This is a genomic window from Acidisoma sp. (assembly GCF_965199065.1).
In the GTDB taxonomy this organism is placed as follows: Bacteria; Pseudomonadota; Alphaproteobacteria; order Acetobacterales; family Acetobacteraceae; genus Acidisoma.
Map to the genome: position 1 here is coordinate 252,573 of NZ_CBDAQN010000003.1, position 15,354 is coordinate 267,926.

The following is a 15,354-nucleotide window of genomic DNA, read 5'->3' on the forward strand; positions in this document are numbered from 1 at the left end:
CACGATGAATGCCATCCCGTTGGACGATGACAGCCTCACCTGGGGGGTTCCGAGCCGGCGGATCGCCGCCTTCCTGATCGATTGGGCGCTGATCGTCGTGGTGACGATGGCGGTCAGCCTCGTCTTCGGAGTCATCCATGTGATGACGCTGGGCCTGCTGCACGGCCCGGCGCATCTCATCTTAATCATCGGGCTGATATACGAGGCAGGCTGGATTGCGAGTCCGGCGATGGCGACACCTGGTGATGCGGCAATGGGGCTGTCCGTGCGGCGCTCGGACGATCTCGGCAGGCCGACGCTCGTTCAGGCGATTGCCTTTACTGGACTACTATATCTGACACTGGCAGCGGGTGTGATCTGGCTTGCGATTGCATTTTTTACGCACCGTCGCCGGGCGATCCATGACATGATTGCCGGGCTCGTGGTCGTGCGGGCCGGCGCGCTGGAATGGCGGAGATGGTGAGGGCGGCGGTCGGTTTGCCCTTATGGCTGCCTCAGGGGGTGGAGACTGGTATCGGCTATGAATTATAGGACCATCCGTCGGCCGAACTTCTTCTACACGACGGCGCCTCTGCCTTGCCCCTACCTGCCCGGCCGCACCGAGCGGAAGGTGGTGACGGAGCTGACAGGCCCCGAGGCGGAATCCCTGCATGACCGTCTGTCTCGCGCGGGTTTCAGGCGAAGCCACAACATCGCCTATGCCCCGGTTTGTCCGAGCTGCAAGGCCTGTGTGCCGATTCGCATTCCGGTAGCCATGTTCGAACCCGATCGCGGCCTTCGCCGCATCGCGCGTGCCAACATCGTGTTGACGACTCGCGAAATCACGGCGACCGCCACGGTCGAGCAGTTCCAGCTGTTTCAGCGCTACCAGCAGGCGCGTCATGGCGACGGCGACATGGCGTCAATGAGTTTCTACGACTATCGCGCGATGGTCGAGGACACGCCGATCGAAACGTTCATGACCGAGTTCCGTGATCCGGCGCAGCGGCTGATGGCGTGCTGCCTGGTGGACCGGCTGGCCGATGGTCTTTCGGCGGTCTACAGCTTCTTCGCCCCAGACACTGGGTTCAAGTCGCTGGGGACGTTCGCCATCCTGCGGCTGATCGACCAGGCGCGCGCGATGGGCCTACCTTACGTGTACCTCGGGTACTGGGTCGCCGAGAGCCAGAAGATGGCCTACAAGACCCGCTTCCGGCCATGCGAAATTCTGTCCGGCGGTGCCTGGCGCGTTCTGGCGGAGCCGCTCACGACCACGCACGCGAATGTCGACGGAGCCCCGTTCAGCGAGGCGGTGTCCCATATCCTGCCGGCCGCAAGCACGGTGCGGTAGATTGGCATCAGTTCAGGCCGGCTGAAGCCGGCATGCGGCCAAGCTCCAGCAGGCGATACGACCCTCGCCAACGCGGCAGTCGTAGTCGCCTACATGGAAACTCCACGGTCATTGCGACCGGCCGCCGCACCGGTTGCGGAAGCCGGTCGCTGGCAGCTACCTCAGCTCCAGCGGCGGATGACTTTCCGGTAGCGGGGCTCCGGGTTTAACGGGCTCGACGGTGAATGCACCAGATACCCCACCAGATATCCGATCGCCGCGATCCCGATCAGAGACAGCATCGGCTGCTCCTGAATGGTCGAACCGACGTACTGGCCTGCCGTCTGTCCAGCCTCGTAGACTTTGCTGCCAACTTCGCCGGCCTTGGACTTCACGGTTTCGGCGGTGTCGCGCAGCGTATCCGTTGCCCGCCCGGTTGCGTCGGACATGGTGTCAGCCGCGTTGCCGGCCACGTCACTGACAGCGTCCTTGGCACTTCCGTAAGCCTGTTGGGCCTGCCCGGTGAGCTGGTCGACCTTGCCCTCGCCCTGCGTCTTCGCGTCCCCGGTCAGCCCGCCAACCGCGTCCTTCACCTTGCCTTTGGCTTCGGAGAAGTTGCCGTCGATCTGGTCGTCGTTCATGCGGAATACCCCTGTGGTGTGAAAAGCACCGCCACAGCAGGCGGCGCTAATATCCTGTCGCCACCACATGGGGTGCATTCGCCGCCTGGAAACTCCCCTTACGAAGGATTACCCCTCAAGACAGCAAGGGCCGGTCGACCTCAGTAGCCGTAGGCGGGTGCGCCATAGCCCTGCGGGACAATGCCATTGCCGCGCGACGTCATGCACTGCGCGTAGGCGTTGTTGTAAATCTGCTGCAGGCTGCCGGCGGCGTGACCCGTCTGCCCGGCCGCCACGGCCGAGCCGCCGAGCAGGCCCGCGCCCGCGCCGATGGCGGCACCTGCACCGGCGTTGCCGCCCGCCGCACCGAACAGAGCACCGATTGCCGCGCCGAGCCCGGTGCCGACCGCCGCCGTCGCCACGCCGTTGCCGGCCGTGCGCTGGGTGGAAGCCGGATAGGCTACCGTCTGCTGCGCGTAGTTGCGGCAGGAATAGTCGTCGTTCTGGAAAAGAGTGAGGCTTTTGCCCGCAGGAGGAACCGAGGTGATGGTCGGCCCTGTCGGTGTGGGCGCCGCGCATCCCGCCAGCAGCAACACCGTCATCGCCGTTGCCGTTGCCGCTATCGTTGTCTGCCGCTTCATCCGTAGCCTCCCTAGCATTATCTCACTCTGCCCGTTCGGCAGAAACCAGATCAATAGCCGGTCCGTAACGGACCTTTTCCGGTCATTACAACTGAAACAAGTTTTAGACCGATGACGAAACGGCTAAGCGGGCCGTCTGGCGCGGAGCGCCGTCGACAGGGTGCCGTCATCCAGAACCTCGAGCGCTCCGCCGATCGGCACGCCCTGCGCGACACGACTGACCACAACGCCCGTGGGAAGCAGCCGGTCCGCGAGCCAATGGGCCGTGGCGGCGCCGTCCACCGTAGCACCCAGCGCGAGAATCACTTCACGCGCCTCACCTTCGGCCAGCCGCGTGAGCAAGGGGGTGACGCTGAGGTCCTCGGGTCCGGTGCCGCCGAGCGGCGACAAGGTCCCTCCGAGGACGTGATAGAGCCCGCGATGCGCTCCCGCGCGCTCGATGGCCCAGAGGTCGCCAACCCCCTCGACGACACAGATGATGCTGCGGTCCCGATGATGGTCCGTGCAGATGCCGCAAGGGTCATGGCTATCGAGATTGCCGCACAGGCGGCACGGCCGCACCGCTCGCGCCGCTTCTACGAGCGCGGTCGCCAGCGGCAGCATCCGCGCCTCCGGCTGCTGCAGGAGCTTGAGCGCGGCGCGGCGCGCGCTGCGAGGCCCGAGCCCCGGCAGCTTGGCCAGGAGTGCGATCAGCCGCTCGACCTCGGGACCGCCCACCGGGCGGCGCTCCCGGTCAGAACGGCAGCTTCATGCCCGGCGGCAGCTGCAGGCCGCCGGTGGCCTTCTGCATCTCCTCGGCGGCCATGGCCTCCACCTTGCGGCGGGCATCGGCATGGGCGGCCATCAGGAGATCCTCGAGCATCTCCATCTCGCCCGGATCGGCGAGCTTCGGATCGACCTTCACCCGCCGCATGTCGCCCTTGCCGCTGAGCACGACGGTTACCATGCCCGCGCCCGACTGCCCCTCGACCTCGGCCTGCTCCAACGCCGCCTGCATCTCCTGCATCTTCTGCTGCATCTGCGACGCCTGCTTCATCAGCCCAGCGATGTTCTTCATAGCTCGTCCTCCAGCTCCATCTCGTCCAGCGGCTCCGCGTCGGGTGGCGCGAAGTCCGGCATCTCATCGGGCAGTTCCAGCCCTTGCGTCCCAACATCGGCATCCGGCCCCACCACTGCGACCGGAGGCGGCAGGCGATATTCGTCGACCGTCGGATCACGCACGTTCTCTAGCCTGGCGCCCGGAAAGGCGGCCATGATGGCCTGAACCAGCGGGTGCTCGGCCGCCTCGACAGCGCGCCCCTGATCCGCCGTCTGGCGCTGAGCGTCGATCGTCGGCTCGCCCTCGGCGGTCGAGATCGCAATGGTCCACCGCTGCCCCGTGGCCTCGCCGAGCACCGCCGCGAGCTTGGCCGCGAGATCCCGCGGCGCCTCCGGCTGCGGGCGGATCTCGATCACCGGCGGCGCGTAACGCACCAGATGCACGGAATGCAGAAGATGACCATAGAGCGTCATCTCCCGCCGTTCGCGCACCAGCGAAATCACATCACGGAAATGCTCCGGGATCGTCGGCGGCGGAGGCGGCGCTTCCGGAGCGGCCTCCGCCGTGGGCGTGAGGTCGGGCGCCGGTTCCGGAACAGGTTGCGAGAGTGCCGTGTTGCCACCGCCTCCCCAGTTGCGCGGCCCGGGCGACACCGATGGCGGCACCGGCACCGTAGGCGTAGGCGCGGCAGGCGGCGGGGCGGAAGGCGCGGCAGGCGGCGGGGCGGCCAGCACCGGCTTGGGTGCCTCGCCACCGGGAGAGAGACGCCGCACGAGTTCGCCGGGCGTCGGCTGGTCGGCGACATAGCACAGCCGGATCAGCACCATCTCGGCGGCGGCGCGGCGGTCGGGCGCGGCCTCGACCTCGCTCACGCCGCGCAGCAGCATCTGCCAGGCACGGCCGAGCACGGGGATCGTCAGGCGATCGGCCAGCGCCGCACCCCGCACCCGCTCGGCCTGGGGCAGATCCGGGCTCTCCCGCAGTGCGGGCGACGCGCGCAGCCGGCTCAGGACATGGGTCAGCCCCAGCAGGTCCTGCAACAGGAGCCCGGCATCGGCACCGCGCTCATGCGCCTGATCGAGAATCGCCAGCACCTCCGGCGGCCGGCCGGCCATCAACGCCTCGAGCAGGTCGAAGACGAGCCCGCGATCGGCGAGACCGAGCATGTCGGCGACCGCCTCCACCGAGATGGCGCCGCCCTCCTGAGCACCCATGGCGATCGCCTGGTCGAGCAGGGAGAGCCCGTCCCGCACGGAGCCGTCGGCGGCGCGGGCGATCAGTTCGAGCGCCTCGGGTGCGACGCTGACGCCTTCGGCCGCCGCGATCCGCCCGAAATGCTCCGCGAGGTCCAAGACCGGCACACGCCGCAGGTCGAAACGCTGGCAGCGGGAGAGCACGGTCACCGGCACCTTCCGCAGTTCCGTCGTCGCGAAGACGAACTTCACGTGCGGCGGCGGCTCCTCCAGCGTTTTCAGAAGCGCATTGAACGCGTTGCGGGAGAGCATGTGGACCTCGTCCACGATGAAGACCTTCATGCGGGCCTCCATCGGACGGAAGCGGGTCGCCTCGATGATTTCGCGCACATCGTCGACGCCGGTGCGGCTGGCGGCGTCCATCTCGATCACATCGGGGTGACGGTCGGCCATGATGGCGCGGCAGTTGGCGCAGACCCCGCAAGGGTCGGCGGTCGGCCCGCCGGTGCCGTCCGGCCCGGTGCAGTTGAGGCACCGAGCGATGATACGAGCCGTCGTCGTCTTGCCGGTGCCGCGCACGCCCGTGAGCATGAAGGCGTGGGCGACACGCCCCGTCGCGAACGCCCGCCTCAGGATACGCACCATGGCGTCCTGGCCGATGAGGTCCTCGAAGCGGCTCGGGCGGTAGGCGCGGGCCAATACCCGGTACGGCGCGGCGGTCGTGCTCGCACTCGGTGTTGGAGTGGATGCCGGCGCGGCGCTCAGCGTTTCCCCGAACAGACCGGGCCCCGAGGGCGGCGGCGGTTCGGGCAACGGCTCCGGTGATTGCGCCTGGGGGGGATCGATATCGGCCACGCTTCCCTTCTACACGATGAGGGGGTCGCCGAGGCAAGAGATCGCCGTGAGCTGATCTGAAGCGGGGGGCCGGACGCCGACCCGAGCGGAAACTCGTTGCGGCTGCTTCCTTCCGGACCTGACCGGGTTGGCGAGGCGCACGTCCGCCGCCGACCCCCCTGCCCGGTTATCTACGCGCGCGATGTGACCGCCGCAAGCACCACGGCGGGTTGTCGCGTTGCGCGTGCCATGCGAAGGACGCTTGTGCCAAACGATCAAACTTTCAGCCCCGTGCGCCCGTCCCGCGACAACGTCTATACCGGCAGCCCGCTGGACCGCATGGCCGAGCGACGATCGGACGCCGAGTTCATCGCCGCTTCCCTCGCCTCTCCACAGGCCATCGTGGCGCCGGTGTGGCGGGCGCAAAACCTGTTCCGGGACCAGCGCGCCCGATTCTACTCCACCGCCGAGGCCCTGAGCTGGGAGAGCGACCCGCATCGCTGGCTGTTCCTCGGCCTGTGGGACGGCCGGCCGGTCTTCGCCGTCGACCTCGGCCAGCACGAGACGCCGAAAAGCCTGCTTGCCGAGGATGACGGAGATTTCGCCGATATCCGCAGCATCGGCGGCCTGTTGCCGGCGGGCGAGGCGTCGGTGCTGGCCTATGCGCGGGGCCTCATCCATTGGCAGGGCCGCACACGCTTCTGCGGCGTCTGCGGCAACCCCTGCGTGCCGGCCAGCGCGGGCCATGTCATGCACTGCACCGGCTGCGGCATCGACCACTTCCCGCGCAGCGATCCCGCCGTCATCATGCTCGTGATCCGCAATGACAGCATCCTGATGGGCCATGCGAGCCGCTTTCCGGAGGGCATGTATTCGACGCTCGCGGGCTTCGTGGAGCCGGGCGAAAGCCTCGAAGAGGCGGTGCGGCGGGAGGTCTACGAGGAAACCGGCGTGCGCGTCGGCGAGGTCGCCTACCATTCGAGCCAGCCCTGGCCGTTCCCGTCCTCGCTCATGCTGGGGTTTTACGGCGAAGGGCTCACGGAGGCGATCGAGTTCCGCGACGAGGAACTGACGGATGCGCGCTGGTTCACCCGCGCCATGTGCCGCGACCCGGAGGCGCACGGCTTCCGCCTGCCGGGTGCGGACAGCATCGCCCGGCGGCTGATCGAGGACTGGCTGGCCGGCTGAGCCGAGGCTAGCCTAAACGTCCCAGGCGCTTCAGCAGCTGCGCCCGGATCGCTGCCAGTCGCCGGCCGGCATGAGCCGTTCCCGGTTCACCCTCCACCGCCGCATGTCCCAGAACCAGGCGGCGCAGAAGGCGCCAGCCGCGGCGCCATGCGGGCCTGAACTTGCCGAGCGCCCACTGGCGGGCTGCCTCAAGCTTGCCATGCGTCCATGCGAACCAGCCGATCGTCATGAGGGCGGGGCGGCACGCTTGGTAGATCCAGAGGGCGATCAGCAGACCGATACCCTTGATGAAGACGGCGACGATGGTCGCCGCCAGCACCTTCCGATGCGCCAGAAGATAGGCGGCATAGAACCCGCCGACGTGGCTCATCCCCTCGGGAATGAGGAACAACGGCAGGATCGCCCAGGCCGGCCAGCGGGAGAGCCGCGCCTCCAGCTGGCGCAACGGACGCCACCGCCGCAGCAGGCGGGCACTCTCGCGCAAGACCCAGTCGATCGGCACCAGAATCAGGGCCAGCGGCAGCAGCAGGGCATCGCGCAGGCGACGGCCGAAGGTTCTGACCGGGGGCCGCTGAGGCGCGGCCGGCCGAGGCGCGGCCGGATGGGGCGCGGCCGGATGGGGCGCGGCCGGATGGGGCGCGGCCGGCCGAGGCGGCAAAGCCTTCGGATTTTTCATCACAGCGCTATAGCCGTCGCCGCGACTTGATGGCAGGCCAAGCCGGTGGATTGGTGGCGCTTTTGTGAAACGCCGCCGGCTCGGGTACAAGCGCGCCTCGTCGAGGAACCGGCCGGAAGACAAGGACAAGAATACCGAGAATGGCCTTCGCCTCCCCCTTCCGCAGCCCGCTCACCCGGCTCGACCGCTACATCTTTCGCCAGATCCTGCTGGCGCTGGTGGCCGTGACCGTGGCCCTCGTCGCCCTCATCTGGCTCACCCAGTCGCTCCGTTTCGTCGAGCTGATCGTCAACCGCGGGCTCTCGCCGTTCGTCTTCCTGCGGCTGACGGCCCTGCTGGTGCCGAGCTTCGTCGCCGTCATCCTGCCCATCACCACCTTCGTCGTCGTGCAGTTCGTCTATCAGCGGCTGGCAGGCGACCGCGAACTGACAGTCATGCGGGCGGCCGGACAATCCCCGCTCAGCCTCGCCAAGCCGACGATCGTGCTGGCGGTCGGGGTGGCGATCCTCTGCTTCTGGCTCAACGTCTGGATCGTCCCGTCCAGCTTCACGGCCTTCCGCGAATACCAGTTCGAAATCCGCAACCGCATCGCGGCCTTCCTGCTGCAGGAGGGCGTGTTCACGACGATCGCCAACAACCTCACCGTCTACGTCCGCCACCGCGACCCGGACGGCACCCTGCACGGCATCCTGGTGGATGACGAGCGCAACCCGGCCGATGCCGCGACCATCATCGCCCAGGCCGGCCGTATCGTCCCCGGGCCGCTCGGCCCCCGCGTCATCCTGTTCAACGGCGCGCGGCAGGAGGTGGACAAGAAGACCGGCCGCCTCAACCTGCTCACATTCAGCGAGAACGTCATCAACCTGGCCGAGACGGCCAGCGGCGGCGACGACCACTTCCGCGACGACTCGGAGGTCTCGATCCACGAGCTGCTGCACCCCGCACCCGGCGAGATCAGGCCTCAGGACATTCCGAAATGGCGCGCCGAGGCCCACCGGAGGCTGTCCGCGCCGCTCACCGCCATCTCCTACGCCCTTGTCGCCCTCGCCTCGGTCCTGACCGGCGGCTTCCGCCGCCATGGCGGGTTCGCCCGGCCGCTCATCGGGGTCGGCATCACCGTGGGGCTCGTCGCGCTGGGGTTGAGCGTCAACAACCTCGCCGCGCGACAGAGCGCCTTCATCCCGTTGATCTGGGTTCAGGCGATCCTGCCGGGTGTCGTCGCCGCATGGCTGCTGCTGCGCCCCGAACGCATCCGCGTGCCCCGCCACCTGCCCGCCGCCGTCGCGCCGATCGCACCCGCACCGCCCATGACCGGCACCGCCAGAGGCACCACGACGGGCACCGGCGCCAGCGTGGGCGTCGGCAAGACCGAGGTCTGACAGCGTGTTCCTGTCCCGGATCCTCGCGATCTACATCAGCCGGCTGTTCATGATCTCGGTCGTCGCCGTACTGGCGAGCCTCACCGGCCTCGTCTCCCTGTTCGATTTTCTGGAACTGCTGCGGCGTTCCGCCTCCCGCCCCGAGGCGACCTTCGGCCTCATCGTCGAGATGGCGGCGCTGCGCGTGCCCTGGGCCGTGCTCGAGATCCTGCCCTTCGCCGTGCTGCTCGGCGGCATCTGGGCCTTTTGGCGCCTCAGCCGCTCCTCCGAACTGATCGTCGCGCGCGCCGCGGGGCTCTCGGCCTGGCAGTTCCTGCTCGGCCCGATTCTCTGCGCCTTCACCATCGGCCTTCTCGGGATCGGCGCCGTCAGCCCGGTTTCCGCCGCGCTCTACGCCCGGGCGGACACGCTGGAACAGAACTTCCTCGACGCCGGCGGCGGCCCGCTCGCCCTCAACGGCGGCCAGCTCTGGCTGCGTCAGGCGGACAACTCAGGTCTCAAAGGCGGCGTCGCGATCCTCCACGCGACCGGCGTGATGATGCGAAACCGCGTGCTAACGACCGGACCTCTGACCGTCTTCCGCATCGGCCCGAACGACAAGATGATCGACCGGATCGAGGCGGGGAACGCCAAGCTGCTGCCCGGCGCCTGGCTGCTCGCCAACGCGCGGCTGCTGGTTCCGGGCCAGATGCCGACGCCGCCACGCGCCATGTCCCTGCCGACCGACCTCAACGTCAGCCGCATCCAGCAAAGCTTCGCCGCGCCCGACGCGCTCTCCTTCTGGCAGCTGCCGGGCTTCATCCGTGTGCTCGCGCATGCGGGCTTCTCGACGGTCGCGCACCGCCTGCGCTTCCAGGCGCTGCTCGCCCTGCCGCTGCTCTGCGCCACCATGTCCCTGGTCGCGGCCGGGTTTTCCATGCAAAGCAGCCGGCGAGGCGGAATCGCGCGCATGATAGGCGGCGGCGTCGCCTCCGGCTTTGCCCTGTTCATGCTGTCGCAGATCGCGCAACAGTTCGGGCAGTCCGGCGCTCTGCCCGTGCTACTCGCTGCCTGGGCACCCGCCGCCGCCGGGCTGATGCTCGCTTTGTCGCTGCTTCTGCATCTCGAAGACGGTTGAGGGTCCGCCCGATGTCCAAGAAACGCCAGACCAAATCAGGACCCCGGCGCCGCCGCAAGCAGGCGCTGAAGCCCTGTCCCCCGATCCGAGGAGGCTGGGCCCGTCTGCGGCGCGGCATCCTGGCGGCTGTGCTGGTGGGGGTAAGCTGCGCGCCGAGCCTGATGAGCGGCGCCTGGGCGAAACCCGCGTCCGACGCGGCGGCGGTCCCGGGCACTGGCGTCACCTTCGACAGGCGCCAGCCCGTCACCTTCCAGGCCGACCGCATCGACTACAACCAGAAGACGAACATCGTCACGCTGTCGGGCCATGTCGAGGCGTGGCAGGCCGGCCACGTGCTGTTCGCCGACCGCGTGCTGTACGACCGCAACAGCAACATCGCGGACGCCATCGGCCATGTCGTGCTGGTCTCGCCGGACGGCCAGATCGTCTACTCGAACTATGCCGAGCTCAGCCAGAACATGACCAACGGCATCATGAGCGCCGTGAACATCACCCTGCCGCTGAATGCCAAGCTCGCGGCCAACGGCGGCCGCCGGACCGGGGGCGAGATCAACGAGCTCACCCGCGCCGTCTACACCGCCTGCGAAGTCTGCGCGAAGCATCCCGACCGCTACCCGCTGTGGCAGATCACCGCCCGCAGCGCGACCCAGGACGTGCAGCACCACCTCATCGAATATCGCGATGCGACGATGGAAATCTATGGCGTTCCGATCCTCTGGTTCCCGTACTTCTCGCACCCCGACCCGAGCGCCAAGCGCATGAGCGGCCTGCTCATCCCCGACGCCGGCTTCAACACCCATCTCGGCGCCTTCGCGGCGCTTCCATACTATTGGGTCATCAACAACTCGGCCGACGCCACGATCACCCCGATCATCTCCACCAAGGACGGGCTGGCAGGCGATGTGAAATATGCCCAGGACTTCAATTTCGGCACGCTGAAGGTCGACGCCTCATCCGGGCTCGACAACGGCCGCCTTCAGGGCGCGCTGTTCGCCAACGGACTGTTCGATCTCAACCCGTCCTGGCGCGCCGGCTTCAACGTGCAGCGCGCCTCCTCGGTCAACTACCTCAACGACTATTCGATCCTGCCCAACGCCAACGAGCTGCAGAGCGAATTCTACCTCGAGGGCTTCGGCGACGGCTCCTATGCCCGCCTGGAAACCAGCTTCTTCCAGGGCCTCGTCGGCAGCGTCACCGACAGCGACCTGCCGCTGGTCCTGCCCTACGGCGTCTATTCCTATACCGGCCAGCCGGACAGCCTCGGCGGCACCTTCTCCGTCAATGCCAATGCCCTCAACATCCGGCGGACGAGCGGCACCAACACGGAACGGGCCGCGATCTCGAGCGACTACTCACTCCCGTTCCAGGATAACCTGGGCGAACTCTGGAGCACCGTCTTCCACATCGATGCCGCCGCGTACAATGCCACGGGCCTCAACAATTATCCGAACTACGACGCCAACCGGTCGTCCGCCTCGGAAGGCCGCGCTCTGCCGCAGGTCGCTCTCAACTACCGCTGGCCGATCATGAACGACAGCGGGTTCCTGGGCTCGCAGCTCTTCCAGCCGATCGTCCAGCTCATCGGCGCGCCAATCATCGGCAACAACATCGACAAGACCAACATTCCGAACGAGGACAGCTACGACTTCCAGTTCACCGATGCGAACCTGTTCGGCTTCAACAAGTATCCGGGCATCGACCGGCTGGAAAACGGCATGCGCGCCAATCTCGGCCTCGAAAGCGAGTGGTTCCTGGGCAACGGGGGCACCATCGACGGGCTCATCGGCCAGTCCTATCGCGCCCACAAGGACGACACCTTCGCGCCCGGCTCGGGCCTCAACGACAACGTCTCGGATATCGTGGCGCGGCTGACCTACACGCCGACAGCCTGGCTCGACTTCGTCTACCGGACGCGGCTGAGCCATACGAGCCTGCAGGATCGGTACACGGACACCTTCGTGTCGGCGGGCAGCCCGTTGCTGCGGATCACCGCCGGCTACCTCTACTCGGCGGTCAACCCCTACTACTATTATGACGGCAGCCCGCCGCCGGCGAGCTACTACCTGCCCCGCAGCGAGGTGACCTTCGGTCTCTCGACCGCCTACAAGCAGTGGACCTTCAGCACCTCGTTCCAGCGGAACATCGAGACCGGACAGTTCGACAGCACGAACTTCTCCGGCGGCTGGCAGAACGACTGCCTGGGCATCGGGCTGCTGTTCTCGCGCGTCAACACCACGATCGGCACCGACTCCGGGTCGACGACCGTCCTGCTGACCGTGACCTTGAAAACGATCGGCGCCATCGGCTTCAACGCGCTTTAGCTTCGGGAGCTTAATACCAGGCCATGTCCTTCCGCCTGAAACTCATCTGCCTGCTGGCCTTGCCGGCATGGCTTGCCTTCGTGGCGCTCGCCGCACCGCGGGCCGAGGCGCAGAGCGCCACCATCGCCGCCGTAGTGAACGGCGACGTCATCACCAACGACGACGTCGATGCCCGCGCCCGCTTCTTTGCGCTGGCGACCGGCCAGCAGCTCTCGCCCGACGTTCTGCAGAGGCTGCGGCCCCAGATCCTTCAGCAACTCATCAATGAGCGGCTCGAGATACAGGAAGTCGAGCGGCGCGGCATCGTGATCCCCGACAAGCAGGTCGCCGCCGCCATCGGCAGCATCGAGCGCAACAACAACATGGCGCCCGGCCAGTTGCGCGGGAAACTCGAGGCGCTCGGCGTCGATCCCGACACCCTGATCGCGCAGGTGCGGACGCAACTTGGCTGGACGCAGGTGCTGCGCCAGGTGGTCGGCGAACTGGGCCGGCCGAGCGACGCCGATATCAACCGGCAGCTCAGCCTGATGAAGCAGGCCGGCGCGCAGCCGCAATACAACGTGGGCGAGATCTTCATTCCGGTGAACAGCCCCGCCGCCGAAGCCGGCGCCGAGAAGTTCGCCGAAACCGTCATCACCGAGCTGCGGGCGGGCGGGTCCTTCCCGATCATCGCCGCGCAGTTCAGCCAGGGCGCGACCGCGCTGCAAGGCGGCGCGCTTGGATGGGTCGGCGGCGACCAGCTCGACCCGGCGGTGGCGCAACTCGTCAACCAGATGCCGGTGGGCGCCATCAGCAATCCGGTGCCTGTTGCGGGCGGGCTGGTCATCGTGCAGCTGCGCGGCCGCCAGCAGGCAGGCGCGGTCCAGGCGTCGGACCCGGCCGACGTCGTGCTTACCGTGCGTCAGGTGTTCCTGCCCTTCACCTCGCCGCTCGACCAGCAGAACCCGACCGAACAGCAACGCCAAACCATGGTGCGGCTGCATAGCATTCAGACCTCGGCCCATAGCTGCAGCGATATGGAGGCCGCCAACCGGGCGGCAGGCGGGATCAAGCCGTCCGACCCCGGGCCGGTGAACCTCGCCCAGGTGACGCCGCCGCAGTTCCAGACGCTGCTGGAGCGCCTGCCCGTCAACCAGCCGAGCCCGCCGCTGCTCGCCCAGAACGGTGTCACCCTCGTGATGATCTGCAGCCGTGGGACGCAGGCTGCCGGCCTGCCGAGCCGGGAGCAGGTCGCCGAGCAGTTGTTCAACAACCGGGTCGGGCTTGCGGCGCAGCAGACGCTGGATCAGCTCCATCGCCAGAGCAGCATCAAGATCATGGAAGACTGATGGCGTGAGCGAAGAGCCCGGCGGCGGAGTGCCCGGCGCGCCGCCGCCACTGAGGGACATCATCACGCGCCACGCCTTCCGGGCAAAGCACGCGCTCGGTCAGCATTTTTTGCTCGATCTCAACCTGACCGCCAAGATCGCCTCCGTCGCCGGAGATCTCGCGGGACGGCAGGTGATCGAGGTAGGGCCAGGACCGGGCGGACTGACGCGGGCTCTTCTGGCGAGCAATGCGGCGCATGTCACGGCGATCGAGATCGACCCCCGTGGCGTCGCCGCCGCGGAAGAACTGGCCGCGTTCCACCCTGGCCGGCTGACGGTCATCAGCGGCGACGCGCTCGCGCTCGATCTGACCCAGCTGGTCCCGGCGCCCCGGCAGATCGTTGCAAACCTGCCGTATAATATCGGGACGCCGCTGCTCGTCGGGTGGCTGCGCCAGATCGGGTCGTTCGAGCGGCTGACGCTGATGTTCCAGGAAGAGGTGGGGGCGCGGATCGTCGCCGCTCCCGATACCGCCGCCTACGGGCGCTTGGCGGTGCTGGCGCAATGGACCTGCGACGTGGCGCTTGCGTTGAGGCTGCCACCCGAAGCCTTCACGCCGCCGCCGAAGGTTCATTCCGCCGTGGTGCGGTTCCTGCCGAAGGCCGAACAACCCCCGCCCGAGCTGTTCGCCACGATGGAGAGGCTCACGCAGCACGCCTTCGGACAACGCCGGAAGATGCTGCGCGCCTCGCTGAAGCCGATAGGGGGGGAAGCACTGTTGCGCCGCGCCGGTATCGACCCGACGCGGCGCGCGGAAACGCTATCCATCCAAGAGTTCGACCGCCTCGCGAAGCTATTGCGATCGGCCGCCGATGATGAGCCGGTCTAGGACGGGTTGCTCTTCGTCAGTTCCTGAGCGTTGAGCTGATCCGCGGAGTGGTCGGGGTTGCCGTGGATCATCGTGTCGCTCGCCGCAGGCTGCCCCATCGCCGGCATGCTGCTCATGCTCGAGGTCCCGGAGCCCTGCGTCGGTGACAGGCGCTCGGCAACATGCAGATGCCTATAGAGAACCGGCAAAGTCATCGCCGCGAACTGCCGAAGTTGCGGATTCTCACCCGATTGAGATTCCGTCTTGAAGAGCGCGATCGTCTCCTGATGAGCCGCGATCATGTCCTGGTTGAACATCGCGTCGAACTGATCGGCCGGGGCGGCTATCAGTTGCTGATACATCGCCTGCTGCATGTGAGCCGGATGAGTGGCCGTCCGCAGCATGAGCGTCTGCGCCATCGGAGAAAGCTGATTGTCCGCGAGCGTATGGTCGCTGACCAACATCTGGCCGAAGCGGCGCTCGGCTGGCGTCTGGCCACGCTGCATGGCGAGATGACCCATCATGATCTCCGCCATGCCGCCGGCGGAAGCTCGTAGAGCGAAATGTGCATCCTGCGCGGACGCGTCCGGATTGCCTGCAGTGTCCACGGGCTGCACCGTGTTCGTGCCCATCTCCTGACCCGGCTTCAGCGTGATGGCTTGTGTCGCGGCGCCCGTACCGGTGGGTGCCGTCGCGTTCTGCCCGGGGACGGCCTGGGCCATGACGACCGTGGCGGAACCGGCGAACATGCCCGCGCTCAGCAATGTCGCCATCAACCAGTTTTTCTTCATTCTCGTCTCCTGTAGCCAAGTTGCGTGTGCAGGACACACGTGAATGCCCATCAAATTGGCGGGCAGGCTGA

The 15,354-nt window shown here is 67.5% G+C and carries 15 protein-coding genes and 1 other RNA gene; 8 read left to right on the top strand and 8 right to left on the bottom strand.

Going from position 1 to position 15,354, the window contains the following annotated elements; translation table 11 throughout:
* Positions 1–4 precede the first annotated feature (4 nt).
* Together ACOEQ1_RS09400 and ACOEQ1_RS09405 are read left to right on the top strand one after the other, a co-directional pair.
* The gene (locus ACOEQ1_RS09400) at positions 5–463 is read left to right on the top strand and encodes an RDD family protein (RefSeq protein WP_419760673.1); all 459 of its coding nucleotides are present in this window, start codon (positions 5–7) and stop codon (positions 461–463) included.
* Positions 464–520: 57 nt separating this feature from the next.
* Complete coding sequence (locus tag ACOEQ1_RS09405) at positions 521–1,330, top strand: arginyltransferase (RefSeq protein ID WP_419758988.1); 810 nt, start codon at positions 521–523, stop codon at positions 1,328–1,330.
* 161 nt (positions 1,331–1,491) lie between these two features.
* On the opposite strand, the gene ACOEQ1_RS09410 is transcribed toward ACOEQ1_RS09405, so the two are convergent.
* From ACOEQ1_RS09410 to ffs, 6 genes are all read right to left on the bottom strand, one after another.
* A complete protein-coding gene (locus ACOEQ1_RS09410) occupies positions 1,492–1,950 on the bottom strand; it encodes a CsbD family protein (protein ID WP_419758989.1) in 459 nt (152 codons plus the stop codon).
* A gap of 140 nt (positions 1,951–2,090) precedes the next feature.
* Entirely contained in the window at positions 2,091–2,570 is a 480-nt protein-coding gene (locus ACOEQ1_RS09415; protein WP_419758990.1) for a glycine zipper family protein, read from the bottom strand.
* A 123-nt stretch (positions 2,571–2,693) separates the two neighbouring features.
* Positions 2,694–3,287 carry a recombination mediator RecR gene (recR, locus tag ACOEQ1_RS09420; protein WP_419758991.1) on the bottom strand — a complete coding sequence of 198 codons (594 nt, stop codon included), beginning with the start codon at positions 3,285–3,287 and terminating at the stop codon, positions 2,694–2,696.
* 16 nt (positions 3,288–3,303) lie between these two features.
* Positions 3,304–3,627 carry a YbaB/EbfC family nucleoid-associated protein gene (locus ACOEQ1_RS09425; RefSeq protein WP_419758992.1) on the bottom strand — a complete coding sequence of 108 codons (324 nt, stop codon included), beginning with the start codon at positions 3,625–3,627 and terminating at the stop codon, positions 3,304–3,306.
* On the bottom strand, positions 3,624–5,657 hold the full coding sequence (locus ACOEQ1_RS09430; RefSeq protein WP_419758993.1) for a DNA polymerase III subunit gamma/tau: 2,034 nt from the start codon (positions 5,655–5,657) through the stop codon (positions 3,624–3,626). The genes ACOEQ1_RS09425 and ACOEQ1_RS09430 overlap by 4 nt, the downstream gene beginning before the upstream one ends.
* A 60-nt stretch (positions 5,658–5,717) precedes the next feature.
* Positions 5,718–5,816, bottom strand: an RNA gene (ffs, locus tag ACOEQ1_RS09435) — signal recognition particle sRNA small type.
* Between the two features lie 84 nt (positions 5,817–5,900).
* Here ffs and nudC point away from each other — a divergent pair.
* Positions 5,901–6,824: an NAD(+) diphosphatase gene (gene nudC / locus ACOEQ1_RS09440; protein ID WP_419758994.1), complete on the top strand. Its 924-nt coding sequence runs from the start codon at positions 5,901–5,903 to the stop codon at positions 6,822–6,824.
* Between the two features lie 7 nt (positions 6,825–6,831).
* Here the strand turns inward: nudC and ACOEQ1_RS09445 are convergent, their stop codons facing one another.
* Positions 6,832–7,500, bottom strand: coding sequence for a hypothetical protein (locus tag ACOEQ1_RS09445; protein ID WP_419758995.1), 669 nt, complete (start codon positions 7,498–7,500; stop codon positions 6,832–6,834).
* Between the two features lie 140 nt (positions 7,501–7,640).
* On the opposite strand from ACOEQ1_RS09445, the gene lptF reads away from it, so the two are divergent.
* From lptF to rsmA, 5 genes are read left to right on the top strand one after another with little or no spacing between them, the layout of a single operon-like run.
* Positions 7,641–8,879, top strand: coding sequence for an LPS export ABC transporter permease LptF (lptF, locus tag ACOEQ1_RS09450; protein WP_419758996.1), 1,239 nt, complete (start codon positions 7,641–7,643; stop codon positions 8,877–8,879).
* 4 nt (positions 8,880–8,883) lie between these two features.
* Entirely contained in the window at positions 8,884–9,996 is a 1,113-nt protein-coding gene (lptG, locus tag ACOEQ1_RS09455) for an LPS export ABC transporter permease LptG (RefSeq protein WP_419758997.1), read from the top strand.
* A gap of 11 nt (positions 9,997–10,007) precedes the next feature.
* A complete protein-coding gene (locus ACOEQ1_RS09460; RefSeq protein ID WP_419758998.1) occupies positions 10,008–12,317 on the top strand; it encodes an LPS-assembly protein LptD in 2,310 nt (769 codons plus the stop codon).
* 23 nt (positions 12,318–12,340) lie between these two features.
* Positions 12,341–13,645 carry a peptidylprolyl isomerase gene (locus tag ACOEQ1_RS09465; RefSeq protein WP_419758999.1) on the top strand — a complete coding sequence of 435 codons (1,305 nt, stop codon included), beginning with the start codon at positions 12,341–12,343 and terminating at the stop codon, positions 13,643–13,645.
* Between the two features lie 4 nt (positions 13,646–13,649).
* Entirely contained in the window at positions 13,650–14,513 is an 864-nt protein-coding gene (gene rsmA / locus ACOEQ1_RS09470) for a 16S rRNA (adenine(1518)-N(6)/adenine(1519)-N(6))-dimethyltransferase RsmA (RefSeq protein ID WP_419759000.1), read from the top strand.
* On the opposite strand, the gene ACOEQ1_RS09475 is transcribed toward rsmA, so the two are convergent.
* On the bottom strand, positions 14,510–15,283 hold the full coding sequence (locus ACOEQ1_RS09475; protein WP_419759001.1) for a DUF4142 domain-containing protein: 774 nt from the start codon (positions 15,281–15,283) through the stop codon (positions 14,510–14,512). The genes rsmA and ACOEQ1_RS09475 overlap by 4 nt on opposite strands.
* Between the last annotated feature and the right edge of the window lie 71 nt (positions 15,284–15,354).